Here is a 13464-nt window from a genome sequence, read left to right as displayed (position 1 = left end):
TCACGGTGCGAGTACCCCGGTTCCGGCCGGGCAGACCTGCGCGCGCCGCCCCCTCCACGGCGCGCGCCCGCGGCCCGGCCGTCCTCCCATGCCCTGCGGAGGACTTGACCCACTGTGACCTGCGGCGCGCGCCCGGCGCGAGCGATCTTTAGCGGAGTCACCCTGATAGGGGAACCCTGCCCATGAAACGCCCGAGTTGAACGCCCGGGCTGAACGCCCGGGCGGATGCCCTCAGATGTGGCCCACGCCCGCGCCCGCCTCCGCGTTCGCGCCCCTCTTGGTGAGCAGCGCGACGAGGACGGCGACCGCCGCCACGCCCGCCGCGACCAGGGAGGCGAGGCTCATGCCGGAGATGAAGGTGTGGTGCGCGACCTCGGTGATCTTCGCGGCGACCTGCTCCGGGACGCCCTTCGGCACCGGGGCCACACCGACCTGCACCGCCTCGGAGGCCTTGTCCAGCTGGCCCGGGGTCAGCCGCGGGAGTCCGGCCCCGGTCCAGTTGCCCGGCAGGTCGCTGTCGACCTTGGACGCCATCACGGCGCCCAGCACCGCCGTACCGAGGCTGCCGCCGATCTGCATGGCCGCCTGCTGGAGACCGCCGGCGACGCCGGACAGCTCCATGGGGGCGTTGCCGACGATGACCTCGGTGGCGCCGACCATGACCGGCGCGAGGCCGAGGCCGAGGAGGGCGAACCAGATGGACATCACACCGCTGCCGGTGTCGGCCTTGAGCGTCGACATGCCGTACATGGCGACGGCGGTGGCGACCATGCCGCCGGCCAGCGGGACGCGCGGGCCGAGCTTGGTGATCGCGGCGCCGGCCAGGGGCGAGCCGACGATCATCATGCCGGTCAGGGGCAGCAGGTGCAGGCCGGCGTTGACGGGCTTCATGCCGTGCACGTTCTGGAGGTAGAACGTGACGAAGAACAGGCCGCCCATGAACGCGATGGCCATGAGGACCATCAGCACGACGCCCGCCGAGAGCGGCACCGAGCGGAACAGGCCCAGCGGGATCAGCGGCTCCGCGGCCCTCGTCTCCCAGAAGGCGAACGCGGCGAAGAGCACCACGGACGCGAGGATGAACAGCCAGGTCCTGCCGTCGCCCCAGCCCCAGGCCGGGGCCTTGATGAGCGCCCAGACCAGGCAGAACATGGCGCCGGAGAGCAGCGCGATGCCCAGCAGGTCGAAGGAGCGCGGAGCGCTCTGTTCACCGAGCGGGCTCCGCCCGAGGGCGGCGCGGTGGTCGCGCAGGATCAGCAGGCCCAGGATCAGGGCGAGCGCGCCGACCGGCACGTTGATGAAGAACACCGACTGCCAGTTGACGTGTTCGACGAGGACACCGCCGAGGATCGGGCCGCCGGCGGTGGACGCGCCGATGACCATGCCCCAGATGCCGATGGCCATGTTGAGCTTCTCGGCCGGGAAGGTGGCCCGCAGCAGGCCGAGCGCGGCCGGCATCAGCAGGGCGCCGAACAGGCCCTGGAACACGCGGAAGGTGACGACCGCGGCGATGCTGTTCGACAGGCCGATGGCGCCCGACGCGGCGGCGAAGCCGGTGACGCCGATGAGGAAGGTCTGCCGGTGGCCGAAGCGGTCACCGAGTTTGCCCGCGGTGATCAGGGAGACCGCGAGGGCCAGGAAGTAGCCGTTGGTGATCCACTGCACCTGGGCGAACGTGGCTCCCAGGTCCTTCTGGATCGCCGGGTTGGCGATGGCCACGATGGTGCCGTCGAGGGCCACCATCATGACGCCCACGGCGACGGTGATCAGGGTGAGCCACGGATGGCCGCGCAGCCCCGCGGCCGGGGGCGACGCGGGCGCGGCCGCGGGGCTCGCGTCCCCCGGCTCCGTCGCGTCGATGGTGGTCCGACTAGTCATACGTTCGAGGCTAGTGACAGCCTCTGACATTTGACAAACAATTTCATGCGTCAGTAACTGACAGGTATGGAAACGCTGCGCGAACGGAAGAAACAGCGCACCCGGGAGGCGCTGCTGCGGGCCGCTCTGGAGCTGTTCACGACCCAGGGGTACGAGCGGACGACCGTGGACGAGATCGTCGAGGCCGTCGACGTCTCGCAGCGCACCTTCTTCCGCTACTTCGCCGGCAAGGAGGACGTGGCCTTCGCGGTGCAGACCATGACCGAGGAGCACTTCGTGGCCGCCGTACGGGCGCGGCCCGCCCACGAGGCGCCGCTGGAGGCCCTGCGGCAGGCGGTCCTGGAGGGCTGGGACGCGATCCGCGAGACCGTCGAGTCGGCCGTTCCGGTCGAGCTGTACCTGCGCATGTACCGCACGATCGAGTCGACGCCCGCACTGCTCGCCGCCCATCTGCTCCGCTCGGCGGCCACGGAGGAGACGATCGCGCGCCTGCTGGCCGAGCGTGAGGGCGTGGACGTGGACACCGACCCGCGGCCGCGGCTGGCCGTGGCCGTGTTCGGCGGAGTGATGAGGGTCACCGAACGGCAGTGGTGCACGGGCGACGACGTCAGCCTGGACGCCATGCGTCAACTCACCGCGTCCCACCTCGATCAGGTGGGTTCGGCACTGACCGGGAACTGGGGCTCCACGGAAGATCGTTGACGACGCGTTCGATGCCTGACGAAACGTGATACCTGTCACTCGGTTACCCCGAGACCCTCCCGTTCTCCTAGTGTGTCCTCCCAGTGACTTCCTTCGACACCTCCCCGCAACTGAACGTCTGGCGCGCACTGCTGGCGCTGGCCGTGGTGTTCGTGATGCTCGCGACCACCGGCTGGACCGCCCTGCACGCCCACCGGGAGTCGACCGCGCTGCAGGCCTCGCTGGCCAAGTGGCGGCACGGCAGCGTCCACGGCCTCCACCTGCCGGACCCCGAGGCCGCGCCGGCCGCCCTCAGCCGTTTCTTCACCTCGCTCGGTCCCGAGGACCAGAGCCGTCTCGCCCACCGCTACCCGCTCGCGGTCGGCAACATGAACGGCGCCCCCGTCACCCTGCGCTACCGCGCCAACCACATCGCGTTGGATCAGCAGCGCAAGGTCGAGAAGAAACGCATGCACGACAGCCGGCTCAGCGTGGCCGGCCAGCAGGACGCGGGCCGTCGTATGCACCGCTACGAGGCCCTGCTGTCCCCCTGCCGGCACATCCTGGCCTTCGACCCCGAGGGCTCGGGCCGCATCGCCGAGGTGTTCGGGAACCTGGACAAGGCACAGCGGATCTCGGTCGTCGTCCCCGGCGTCGACACCGATCTGCTCACCTTCCAGAAGTCCTACCGCCAGTACACCGCCCCGGTCGGCATGGCCAAGGCGCTGTACGCGGCGGAGCGCGCGCAGAGCCCCACGACGCGTACGGCCGTGATCGCGTGGGCCGACTACACCTCCCCCGACGGGCTCGGCGTGGACGCGGCCACCGGACTGCGCGCCGAGGAGGGCGCCGTACGGCTGAACGCCCTGCTGCGCGGTCTGCCCGGCCGGGCGCCGGTGACGGCGGTGTGCCACAGCTACGGCTCCGTGGTCTGCGGAGTCGCCGCGCACTCCATGCCCCGCAGGGTGACCGACATAGCGGTGGCCGCGAGCCCCGGCATGCGGGTCTCCAGCGCCTCCCACCTGGGCACCGGGGCCCGGGTGTGGGCCATGCGGGACTCCAGCGACTGGATCCAGGACGTGCCGTACCTGGAGCTCGGCGGGCTCGGGCACGGCGCCGACCCGGTGTCCTCGGAGTTCGGCGCGCGCGTGCTGTCCGCGCGGGACGCGCACGGCCACGCCGGCTATTTCCAGCCGGGCACGGACAGCCTGCGCAACCTCGCCGACGTGGCCGTCGGCGCGTACGACGCGGTGACGTGCGCACGCGAGAACGACGTGTGCCGGGCCGGTGCGCCCGGCACCACCACGGCCGGACGCGCGTAGAAACAGCAGGAAGTGCGGTCTGCGCGGGTGGCGACGGAGGAGCACGTGCCGCATACGATGAGCCGCATGGGTGACGTACTGGCGGGTTTTCATGCCGTCTGGGAGTTCGAGTCCGACTCCGTGCTCATCCGCTACGAACGGGGGATTCGAACACCGAAGCTGTTCCAGGCGCTTGGGGAACGGCGTATTCCGCTGTCCGCGCTCGAGGGCGTCACGCTCGGCCCGGGCAGGCGCGGCACCGTCGTGCTGCGGCTGCTGCCGCGCGCCGGCGCCGATCCGCTGATGGAGGCGGCGGCCGGTCAGCTGAAGGAGGGCTCGGATCCGTACCGGCTGGTGCTGCCGACCGAGCGGGAGACGCTCGCCGAGTACTACGCCGACGAACTGAAGGGCCTGCTGGCCGAGTCCGGGTCCGGGCCCGCCGAGCGGTTCCTGGTGCCGGTGCCCGAGGCGCCGCTGCACTTCAAGGCGTACGACGGGAAGGCGGCCTTCGACGGGACGTCCGTGCAGTTCCGCTGGTCGTGGACGGGGGCGTCGTCGGCGAAGTGGAAGGCCGGCGACCAGAGCTTTCCGGTCACGGAGCTGAGCGGGGTGGAGTGGCGGTCTCCGGAGGTCTTCGAGGGACACCTCCGGCTGCTCCGGCGCTCCGCCGAGTCGGCGCCGGCCGCACAGCCCGATCAGGATCCGGCCTCCGTCGTCTTCGGGCTGGGATACGGCCCGGTGCACGAGTCGCTGCCGTTCGCCGCGGCCGTCCTCGCCGCCGTACGCACGCGGGGGCCGGTGCCCGTGGCACCGGCCCCGTCCCGGCGTGACCCGGCGGACATCGCCGAACGGATCCGTCATCTCGGGGAGTTGCACCAGGCCGGGCTGGTCACCGACGAGGAGTTCTCCTCCAAGAAGGCCGAGTTGCTGGCGGAACTGTGACCTACTCCCGGCCGGCGGACGTGAACGACATGTCCGCGTAGCGGTCGCCCGCCACCTTGCCCGCGATCGGCTCCAGCAGGGCCAGCTCCTCGGCGGTCAGGGTGATCGCGCTCGCCGCCACGTTCTCCTCCACCCGGTTCGGCTTGCGGGTGCCGGGGATCGGGACGACCGGGAGGCCGTCGATCGTGGCGCGCTGCTGCACCCAGGCCAGGGCGATCTGGCCGGGGGTGGCGCCATGGGCCTCGGCGATCGCGCGGAGGGGCTCCAGGAGGGCCGCGTTGGCGGACGCGTTGGCGCCGGTGAAGCGCGGCTGCAGGCGGCGGAAGTCGTCGGCGGAGAGCTCCTGCTGGGCATTGGTGAAGGAGCCCGTGAGGAAGCCTCGGCCGAGCGGCGAGTACGGCACCAGGGCGACGCCCAGGTCCCGCGCGGCCGGTACGACCTTCTCCTCGATGTCCCGGCTGAACAGGGACCACTCCGACTGCACGGCCGCGATCGGGTGCACGGCGTGCGCGGTGCGCAGCTCGTCGGCGGTGACCTCGCTCAGCCCGAGGTGCTTGACCTTGCCCTCCCGGACCAGCTCCGCCATCGTGCCGACCGTCTCCTCGACGGGGACGTCCGGATCGCGGCGGTGCATGTAGTAGAGGTCGATCGCGTCGACGTCGAGCCGCTTCAGGCTGGCCTCGACGGCCCCGCGGATGTACGGCGCGTCGTTGCGGATGATCCGCTTGGTCGGGTCGTCCTCCGGGATCGACAGGGCGAACTTGGTGGCGATGACCACCTCGTCCCGGTGCGCCTTGAAGAACGGGGACAGGAACCGCTCGTTGTCCCCGTCGCCGTAGGCGTCCGCCGTGTCGTACAGCGTCACGCCCAGCTCCAGCGCCCGCTCCAGCGTGGCGCGCGCCTGGCCGGCGTCCGTGGGCCCGTACGCGAAGCTCATGCCCATGCAGCCGAGGCCCTGTACGCCGACCTCCGGTCCGCCCTCGCCGAGCCGTACCGTCGGAATCCTGGCGTCGGTCATCGCGTGGTCCCCTCCATCGCGTAGAAACTGATCTTCCGGTCGAGTACGGCGAGCGTGTCCCGCAGCTCGGCGATCCTGTTCAGGACGTCCCGGCGGGTCGACTCCAGCAGGGCCTGCCGCTCCGCGTAGGTGCTCTCGCCCTCCCGCACCAGCTCCGCGTACCGCACCATGTCCGCCACCGGCATCCCGGTCAGCCGCAGCTTGGTCACGAAGTCCAGCCAGTCCAGGTCGCGGTTGCTGTAGCGCCGCTGACCGGTGTGCGAGCGGTCGACGTGCGGCATCAGGCCGATCCGCTCGTACCAGCGCAGGGTGTGCGCGGTCAGGCCGGTGAACGCGACGACCTCGCTGATCGTGTAGCGGTCCTCGCCGTCGGGTCGTGGATGGCGTCTGGGCGGGGCGGAGCAGATGTCGGCGGGGGCCGTTCGTGCGGTGTCCGCTGGCGTGGTCTGCATCACCGTCATGGCCACCACGCTATGGGGTTGGAGTGCACTCCAAGCAAGCGGATTCGGTAAGAAAAGCGCGGACACGACCCGTGACGGGTGATTAGCGTGCGGCACATGAGTCTTGCACGCCGGGCGCTGCCCGAGGATGCCCAGGAACTGCTGCGTCTGCGGCAGGTGATGATCGACTCGCTGTGGAGCGCGGGAGGCGGCGGTCCGACGGACTGGCACGCCGAGTCGCTGCCGACGCTGCGCGGACGGCTGGCCGAGCCGGACGGCGACTTCGTCGCCTTCGTCGTGGACCGTCCGGACCGGCCGGGGGCGCTGGCCGCGCTGGCCGCCGGAACGCTGGAGTACCGCATCGGGAAGGCCGGCAATCCGCACGGGCGGGTCGGGCACGTCTTCAGTGTCGCGACCGACCCGGACGCCCGGCGGCGCGGTTACGCGCGCGCATGCATGGAGGAACTGCTGGCCTGGTTCCGCGAGCGCGGCACGGGGCATGTGCTGCTGAACGCCTCCCCGCAGGCCGAGCCGCTGTACGCCTCGCTCGGCTTCACGCGCGACCCCGACCCGTCCATGCGGCTGCTGCTGTGAGCCGCATAGGCTCGGCCCATGTCGTTGAACAGCTTGCCGAGCCTGGCGTCGATCGAGAACTGGCCCGTGCCCACCGCCGCGGCGGGCGTCGTACGAGCCGACGGGACCGTCCTCGGGACGCACGGCCCCGTCGGGCACCGCTTCGCCCTCGCCTCGGTCACCAAGCCGCTGGCGGCGTACGCGGCCCTGGTCGCCTACGAGGAGGGTGCGATCGAACTCGACGAACCGGCCGGGCCGCCCGGTGCGACCGTCCGCCACCTCCTCGCCCACACCTCCGGGCTGGCCTTCGACGAGCACAGGGTGATGGCGCCTCCCGGTGAGCGCCGTCTCTACTCCAACGCCGGGTTCGAGCAGCTCGGGGACCACATCGCCAAGGCGACGGACATCCCGTTCGCGGAGTACCTGCGGCAGGCGGTGCTGGAGCCGCTGGGGATGACGGCGACGACGCTGGAGGGTTCCCCGGCCAAGGACGGCGTGTCCACGGTGGCCGACCTGCTGCGGTTCGCGGCGGAGGTGCAGGCGCCGCGGCTGCTGGATCCGCGGACGGTCGCGGAGGCGATGACCGTGCAGTACCCGGGGACGAAGGGCGTCCTGCCGGGGTACGGGCACCAGAACCCGAACGACTGGGGGCTGGGGTTCGAGATCCGGAACGCCAAGTCGCCGCACTGGACCGGGGGTTCCTCGTCGCCGCGCACGTTCGGGCATTTCGGGCAGTCGGGTACGTTCCTGTGGGTCGACCCGGACGCGGGGGCGGCCGGGGTCGCCCTGACGGACAGGGCGTTCGGACCGTGGGCGGTCGAGGCGTGGCCGGTGTTCACGGATGCGGTGCTCGCGGAGCTGCGGGACTGAGGGCGAACGAGGCCCGCTACGCCGCCATCTCCCACAGCAGCACCTCGGCCGACGTGACCGCCACCGCCGCCAGGCCCTCCGCCCCGGTGATCCGCGCCGAGTCCCCCGCGCCCAGCCGTTCCTCCCCCAGCCGGACGGCGCCCCGCACCACGTGCACGTACACGTACGCCGCCGCGGGCACCGCCGTCCGCTCCCCCGCCCCCAGCCGCCGTACGTGCAGCATCGCGCCGGCCTCGGGGACGGCGTACGGCGTGGCGTCGGCCACCCCCGGGATGATCTCGTACGACGGCTCCCCGCCGGGGTCCCGCGGGGCGAGCCACATCTGGACGAAGGTGAGGGGCGACGACCCGTCGTTGCGCTCCACGTGCCGGACGCCCGCCGCCGAGCTGAGCCGTTGCACGTCGCCGGGGCGTACCCGGGTCTCGTGGCCGGTGGAGTCGCGGTGGGTCAGCTCGCCCTCCACGACCCACGTGACGATCTCGGTGTGGCTGTGCGGGTGTTCGCCGAATCCGGCACCGGGTGCCAGCCGCTCCTCGTTGCAGGCGATCAGCGCGCCGAACCGCAGGTTGTCGGGGTCGTAGTGCGGCCCGAAGGAAAAGGCGTGCCACGACTCGATCCCGGACTCCGCATCGCCCCCTGGATAGCGCTCACCCGCGCGCCGTACGTCCATCACGCGCACCACCGTAGACCGGCCGCGGGCCACGCGGCGCCCGCACCCCCGACCCGGCGGCGCACGCCGGCGTCCGGATAAGGCAGTCTTGTCCCCGTGCCCGAACCCGAATCCCGCAGCAGTGATCCGCACGCCGGTCCCCACGCACACGACGTCCACCCGCACGCCGCGACCCTGAAGCGGCTGGAGAAGTCCTCCGGGTCGCTCGCCGCTCAGGCCATCGCGCGGATGGACGAGACCCTGCCGTGGTACCGGGCCATGCCCCCGGAGAACCGTTCCTGGATCGGGCTCGTGGCTCAGGCGGGCATCGCCGCCTTCACCGAGTGGTTCCGGCACCCGGACGCCCCGCAGGCGATCTCCACCGACGTCTTCGGGACCGCGCCGCGCGAGCTGACCCGGGCCATCACGCTGCGGCAGACCGTGGAGATGGTGCGGACCACCATCGAGGTCATGGAGAGCGCGATCGACGAGGTCGCGGCGCCGGGTGACGAAAGCGTGCTGCGGGAGGCGCTGCTCGTGTACGCGCGGGAGATCGCCTTCGCCACCGCCCAGGTGTACGCACAGGCCGCCGAGGCACGCGGTGCCTGGGACGCGCGGCTGGAGTCGCTGGTCGTCAACGCCGTGCTGAGCGGGGAGGCGGACGAAGGCGCCGTCAGCCGGGCCGCCGCGCTCGGCTGGAACTCTCCCGAGCACGTGTGCGTCGTGCTGGGGACCGCGCCCGACGGCGACAGCGAGCTGACCGTCGAGGCCATCCGGCGGGCCGCCCGGCACGCCAAGCTGCAGGTGCTCACCGGGGTTCTGGGGGACCGGCTCGTCGTCATCGCCGGCGGCAGCAACAACCCGCTCGCCGTCGCCAAGTCGCTGATCGGGCCCTTTGCCGCCGGGCCGGTCGTCGCCGGGCCCGTCGTACCGGACCTGCTGGCCGCCACCCGCTCCGCGCAGGCCGCCGCCGCGGGCCTGAAGGCGTGTTCCGCCTGGCAGGACGCGCCGCGGCCGGTGCTGGCGGACGATCTGCTGCCGGAACGCGCGATCGCCGGTGATCCGGGCGCCCGCGAGCAGTTGGTGGAGGAGATCTACAGACCGCTGGAGGAAGCGGGTTCCGCGCTGCTGGAAACCCTGAGTGTCTATCTCGAGCAGGCGAGCAGTCTCGAAGGCGCGGCTCGGATGCTCTTCGTTCACCCGAACACCGTGCGCTACCGGCTCCGACGTGTGACTGACGTCACCGGATGGTCACCTTCGGATGTACGATCCGCGTTCACGCTGCGGATCGCGCTCATCCTGGGGCGTCTGGTCGACGGCGAGGCCCCCGCATAGAGTTTTGTCGGGGGCCCACAAAAGCCCTTCGTGTTCTTCGTCCCTGTCCTCACGGGCGGCCCTGGCCGTCCCCAAGAGAGAGTGTGAGAGTGCTCGTACTCGTCGCTCCCGGCCAGGGCGCCCAGACGCCCGGCTTCCTGACTCCCTGGCTCGACCTCCCCGGTGCCGCCGACCGCGTCGCCGCGTGGTCGCAGGCCATCGGACTGGACCTGGTCCACTACGGCACCCAGGCCGACGCCGACGCCATCCGCGACACCGCGGTGGCCCAGCCGCTGCTGGTCGCCGCCGGGATCCTGTCCGGCGCGGCACTCGGTGACGTGACCGAGATCGCGCCGGTGGCCGTCGCCGGTCACAGCGTCGGTGAGTTCACCGCCGCCGCCTTCGCGGGCGTCCTGGACGACAGTGCCGCGCTCGGCCTGGTCCGCAAGCGGGGTCTGGCGATGGCCGAGGCCGCCGCGATCACCGAGACCGGCATGGCGGCGCTGCTCGGCGGCGACCCCGAGGTCTCCGTGGCGCACCTGGAGAAGCTCGGCCTGACCCCGGCGAACATCAACGGCGCCGGTCAGATCGTCGCCGCGGGCACCCTGGAGCAACTGGCCGCGCTGAACGAGGACAAGCCCGAGGGCGTCCGCAAGGTCGTCGCGCTGAAGGTCGCCGGCGCCTTCCACACCCACCACATGGCTCCCGCGGTGGAGACGCTGGCCAAGGCCGCCGCGGAGCTGACGCCGGCCGACCCGAAGGTCCGTTACGTCTCGAACAAGGACGGCCGGGCCGTCGCGACGGGCACCGAGGTGCTGGAGCGGCTGGTCGGCCAGGTCGCCAACCCGGTGCGCTGGGACCTGTGCATGGAGACCTTCAAGGAGCTGGGCGTCACCGCGCTCATCGAGGTGTGCCCGGGCGGCACGCTGACCGGCCTGGCCAAGCGGGCGCTGCCCGGCGTCAAGACGCTGGCCCTGAAGACCCCCGACGATCTCGACGCGGCCCGCGAGCTCATCGCAGAGCACGCCGGCGCCGGTGCCTAAGGAGCCGTACATGGCAAAGATCAAGCCCAGCAAGGGCGCCCCGTATGCGCGCATCCTCGGTGTCGGCGGCTACCGGCCGACGCGGGTGGTGCCCAACGAGGTGATCCTGGAGAAGATCGACTCGTCCGACGAGTGGATCCGCTCGCGGTCCGGCATCGAGACCCGGCACTGGGCCGGTCCCGACGAGACCGTGGCCGCGATGTCGGTCGAGGCGGCCGGCAAGGCGATCGCGGATGCAGGTATCGGCGCCGAGCAGATCGGTGCCGTGGTCGTCTCGACGGTCTCGCACTTCAGCCAGACCCCGGCCGTCGCGACCGAGATCGCCGACAAGCTGGGCACGGACAAGGCCGCCGCCTTCGACATCTCGGCCGGCTGCGCGGGCTTCGGCTACGGCCTGACCCTCGCCAAGGGCATGGTGGTGGAAGGTTCCGCCGAGTACGTCCTCGTCATCGGCGTGGAGCGGCTCAGCGACCTGACGGACCTGGAGGACCGGGCCACGGCCTTCCTGTTCGGCGACGGCGCCGGCGCGGTCGTCGTCGGCCCCTCGAAGGAGCCGGCGATCGGCCCGACCGTGTGGGGTTCCGAGGGCGACAAGGCCGAGACGATCAAGCAGACCGTCCCCTGGGACCGGTTCAGGGTCGGCGACCTCGGTGCGCTGCCCCTGGACAGCGAGGGCAACGTCAAGTTCCCCGCGATCACGCAGGAGGGCCAGGCGGTGTTCCGCTGGGCCGTGTTCGAGATGGCGAAGGTCGCCCAGCAGGCGCTGGACGCGGCCGGGATCAGCCCGGACGACCTGGACGTCTTCATCCCGCACCAGGCCAATGTGCGGATCATCGACTCGATGGTGAAGACTCTCAAGCTGCCGGAGCATGTCACGGTCGCCCGGGACATCCGTACCACCGGCAACACCTCGGCCGCCTCGATTCCGCTCGCGATGGAGCGGCTCCTGGCGACCGGGGAGGCGAAGAGCGGTGACACCGCGCTCGTCATCGGATTCGGGGCGGGTCTCGTCTACGCCGCCACGGTCGTTACCCTCCCCTAGGCACTCCGTGCCGGATCTTGTGATCGGGCACGGAAGCAATCGCCACAAACCGTCTGAACATCAAGAAGGAGCGCCAACATGGCCGCCACTCAGGAAGAGATCGTCAAGGGTCTCGCCGATATCGTCAACGAGATCGCTGGCATCCCGGTTGAGGACGTCCAGTTGGACAAGTCCTTCACCGACGACCTGGACGTCGACTCGCTGTCCATGGTCGAGGTCGTCGTCGCCGCCGAGGAGCGCTTCGACGTGAAGATCCCCGACGAGGACGTCAAGAACCTCAAGACCGTCGGTGACGCGACCGACTACATCCTCAAGCACCAGGCCTGAGTCACCCCTTAGGTCCCAGGCTGCAAGGCCCCGCCACCCGGCGGTGGCGCCGTAGAATCCCGCATCCGTTGGAGAAAGAATTCCCGTGAGCCCGACCAATCGCACCGTGGTCGTCACCGGTATCGGCGCAACCACACCGCTGGGTGGCGACGCAGCCTCTACCTGGGAGGGTCTGATCGCCGGCAAGTCCGGTGTGCGGCCCCTGGAGCAGGACTGGGCGGCCGAGCAGGCCGTCAAGATCGCGGCCCCGGTCGCCGTCGAGCCGACCGAGGTCATCCCGCGGCCGCAGGCCCGCAAGCTGGACCGTTCCGCGCAGTTCGCGCTGATCGCCGCTCAGGAGGCCTGGAAGGACGCGGGCTTCACCGGCAAGGCCGGCGAGGACGGCAGCATCGACCCGGACCGGCTGGGCGCCGTCATCGCCTCCGGCATCGGCGGCGTGACCACACTGCTCGACCAGTACGACGTGCTCAGGGAGAAGGGCGTGCGCCGCGTCTCCCCGCACACCGTCCCCATGCTGATGCCGAACAGCCCCTCGGCCAACGTGGGCCTGCTCGTGGGCGCCCGGGCGGGCGTGCACACGCCGGTCTCCGCGTGCGCCTCGGGCGCCGAGGCCATCGGCTACGCCATCGAGATGATCCGTACCGGCCGCGCCGACGTCGTCGTCGCCGGCGGTACGGAGGCGGCCATCCACCCGCTGCCGATCGCCGCGTTCGGCAACATGATGGCGATGTCCAAGAACAACGAGAACCCGCAGGGTGCCTCGCGTCCCTACGACGTCGACCGCGACGGCTTCGTCCTCGGTGAGGGCGCCGGCGTGATCGTCCTGGAGTCCGCCGAGCACGCCGCGAAGCGCGGGGCGCGGGTGTACGCGGAGGCTGTCGGGCAGGGCATCTCCGCCGACAGCCACGACATCGTGCAGCCGGAGCCCGAGGGCCGCGGCATCTCGCACGCGCTGCAGAACCTGCTGGACAACACCGACCTGGACCCGTCCGAGATCGTGCACGTCAACGCGCACGCCACGTCGACGCCGGCCGGTGACATCGCCGAGCTGAAGGCGCTGCGGAAGGTGTTCGGCGACGACGCGGACCACATGGCGGTCTCCGCGACGAAGTCGATGACCGGTCACCTCCTCGGTGGCGCGGGCGGCGTGGAGTCGGTCGCGGCCGTGCTCGCGCTGTACAACCGGGTGGCGCCGCCGACGATCAACGTGGAGAACATCGACCCCGAGGCGGAGGCCAACGCCGACGTCGTCCGGGGCGAGGCCCGCAAGCTGCCCGTCGAGGGCCGCATCGCCGCACTGAACGACTCGTTCGGCTTCGGCGGACACAACGTCGTCCTGGCGTTCCGGACCGTCTGAGAACGTGCGCGAGGGCCCCTGCCGACCGG

14 protein-coding genes are annotated in these 13464 nt (G+C 71.4%); 10 read left to right on the top strand and 4 right to left on the bottom strand.

The window, feature by feature from the left end; all coding sequences use genetic code 11:
• Nucleotides 1-231: 231 nt before the first annotated feature.
• Nucleotides 232-1878 (bottom strand): MFS transporter, encoded by a 1647-nt coding sequence (locus tag AB0D93_RS19295; RefSeq protein WP_362120775.1) that lies wholly within the window; start codon nt 1876-1878, stop codon nt 232-234.
• 66 nt (nt 1879-1944) lie between these two features.
• Between AB0D93_RS19295 and AB0D93_RS19290 the strand changes: the two genes are divergently transcribed.
• From AB0D93_RS19290 to AB0D93_RS19280, 3 genes are all read left to right on the top strand, one after another.
• A complete protein-coding gene (locus AB0D93_RS19290; protein WP_362120773.1) occupies nt 1945-2580 on the top strand; it encodes a TetR family transcriptional regulator in 636 nt (211 codons plus the stop codon).
• A gap of 83 nt (nt 2581-2663) precedes the next feature.
• Nucleotides 2664-3881 carry an alpha/beta hydrolase gene (locus AB0D93_RS19285; protein ID WP_362120771.1) on the top strand — a complete coding sequence of 406 codons (1218 nt, stop codon included), beginning with the start codon at nt 2664-2666 and terminating at the stop codon, nt 3879-3881.
• Nucleotides 3882-3947: 66 nt separating this feature from the next.
• Nucleotides 3948-4802 (top strand): DUF4429 domain-containing protein, encoded by an 855-nt coding sequence (locus AB0D93_RS19280; RefSeq protein WP_362120769.1) that lies wholly within the window; start codon nt 3948-3950, stop codon nt 4800-4802.
• Nucleotide 4803: 1 nt separating this feature from the next.
• Here AB0D93_RS19280 and AB0D93_RS19275 read toward each other — a convergent pair whose 3' ends face one another.
• On the bottom strand, nt 4804-5820 hold the full coding sequence (locus tag AB0D93_RS19275) for an aldo/keto reductase (RefSeq protein WP_362120767.1): 1017 nt from the start codon (nt 5818-5820) through the stop codon (nt 4804-4806).
• On the bottom strand, nt 5817-6281 hold the full coding sequence (locus AB0D93_RS19270; protein ID WP_362120765.1) for a MerR family transcriptional regulator: 465 nt from the start codon (nt 6279-6281) through the stop codon (nt 5817-5819). The genes AB0D93_RS19275 and AB0D93_RS19270 overlap by 4 nt, the downstream gene beginning before the upstream one ends.
• Before the next feature lie 96 nt (nt 6282-6377).
• Between AB0D93_RS19270 and AB0D93_RS19265 the strand changes: the two genes are divergently transcribed.
• Both AB0D93_RS19265 and AB0D93_RS19260 read left to right on the top strand, forming a co-directional pair.
• The gene (locus tag AB0D93_RS19265) at nt 6378-6854 is read left to right on the top strand and encodes a GNAT family N-acetyltransferase (RefSeq protein WP_362120763.1); all 477 of its coding nucleotides are present in this window, start codon (nt 6378-6380) and stop codon (nt 6852-6854) included.
• 18 nt (nt 6855-6872) lie between these two features.
• The gene (locus AB0D93_RS19260) at nt 6873-7703 is read left to right on the top strand and encodes a serine hydrolase domain-containing protein (protein WP_362120761.1); all 831 of its coding nucleotides are present in this window, start codon (nt 6873-6875) and stop codon (nt 7701-7703) included.
• 16 nt (nt 7704-7719) lie between these two features.
• Here the strand turns inward: AB0D93_RS19260 and AB0D93_RS19255 are convergent, their stop codons facing one another.
• On the bottom strand, nt 7720-8373 hold the full coding sequence (locus tag AB0D93_RS19255; RefSeq protein WP_362120845.1) for a pirin family protein: 654 nt from the start codon (nt 8371-8373) through the stop codon (nt 7720-7722).
• A 96-nt stretch (nt 8374-8469) separates the two neighbouring features.
• Between AB0D93_RS19255 and fasR the strand changes: the two genes are divergently transcribed.
• From fasR to AB0D93_RS19230, 5 genes are all read left to right on the top strand, one after another.
• Nucleotides 8470-9687: a fatty acid biosynthesis transcriptional regulator FasR gene (fasR, locus tag AB0D93_RS19250; RefSeq protein ID WP_362120759.1), complete on the top strand. Its 1218-nt coding sequence runs from the start codon at nt 8470-8472 to the stop codon at nt 9685-9687.
• Between the two features lie 89 nt (nt 9688-9776).
• Nucleotides 9777-10709: an ACP S-malonyltransferase gene (locus AB0D93_RS19245; RefSeq protein ID WP_362120757.1), complete on the top strand. Its 933-nt coding sequence runs from the start codon at nt 9777-9779 to the stop codon at nt 10707-10709.
• Between the two features lie 10 nt (nt 10710-10719).
• Nucleotides 10720-11751: a ketoacyl-ACP synthase III gene (locus tag AB0D93_RS19240; RefSeq protein WP_362120755.1), complete on the top strand. Its 1032-nt coding sequence runs from the start codon at nt 10720-10722 to the stop codon at nt 11749-11751.
• A 78-nt stretch (nt 11752-11829) separates the two neighbouring features.
• On the top strand, nt 11830-12078 hold the full coding sequence (locus tag AB0D93_RS19235; protein WP_361244522.1) for an acyl carrier protein: 249 nt from the start codon (nt 11830-11832) through the stop codon (nt 12076-12078).
• 85 nt (nt 12079-12163) lie between these two features.
• Nucleotides 12164-13435, top strand: a complete 1272-nt coding sequence (locus AB0D93_RS19230) for a beta-ketoacyl-[acyl-carrier-protein] synthase family protein (protein WP_362120752.1) — start codon at nt 12164-12166, stop codon at nt 13433-13435.
• Nucleotides 13436-13464 lie beyond the last annotated feature (29 nt).

It is taken from the genome of Streptomyces sp. NPDC048191 (assembly GCF_040652655.1).
Classification (GTDB): Bacteria; Actinomycetota; Actinomycetes; order Streptomycetales; family Streptomycetaceae; genus Streptomyces.
Note: the sequence above shows the minus strand (reverse complement) of the source record. Positions and strands in the feature narration are given on the sequence as shown.

Coding starts and splice junctions, on each gene's coding strand:
- AB0D93_RS19275 (WP_362120767.1), bottom strand. CDS start 5,820: ATGACCGACGCCAGGATTCCGACGGTACGGCTCGGCGAGGGCGGACCG.
- AB0D93_RS19260 (WP_362120761.1), top strand. CDS start 6,873: ATGTCGTTGAACAGCTTGCCGAGCCTGGCGTCGATCGAGAACTGGCCC.
- AB0D93_RS19280 (WP_362120769.1), top strand. CDS start 3,948: ATGGGTGACGTACTGGCGGGTTTTCATGCCGTCTGGGAGTTCGAGTCC.
- AB0D93_RS19265 (WP_362120763.1), top strand. CDS start 6,378: ATGAGTCTTGCACGCCGGGCGCTGCCCGAGGATGCCCAGGAACTGCTG.
- AB0D93_RS19290 (WP_362120773.1), top strand. CDS start 1,945: ATGGAAACGCTGCGCGAACGGAAGAAACAGCGCACCCGGGAGGCGCTG.
- AB0D93_RS19255 (WP_362120845.1), bottom strand. CDS start 8,373: ATGGACGTACGGCGCGCGGGTGAGCGCTATCCAGGGGGCGATGCGGAG.
- AB0D93_RS19240 (WP_362120755.1), top strand. CDS start 10,720: ATGGCAAAGATCAAGCCCAGCAAGGGCGCCCCGTATGCGCGCATCCTC.
- AB0D93_RS19295 (WP_362120775.1), bottom strand. CDS start 1,878: ATGACTAGTCGGACCACCATCGACGCGACGGAGCCGGGGGACGCGAGC.
- AB0D93_RS19235 (WP_361244522.1), top strand. CDS start 11,830: ATGGCCGCCACTCAGGAAGAGATCGTCAAGGGTCTCGCCGATATCGTC.
- AB0D93_RS19270 (WP_362120765.1), bottom strand. CDS start 6,281: ATGACGGTGATGCAGACCACGCCAGCGGACACCGCACGAACGGCCCCC.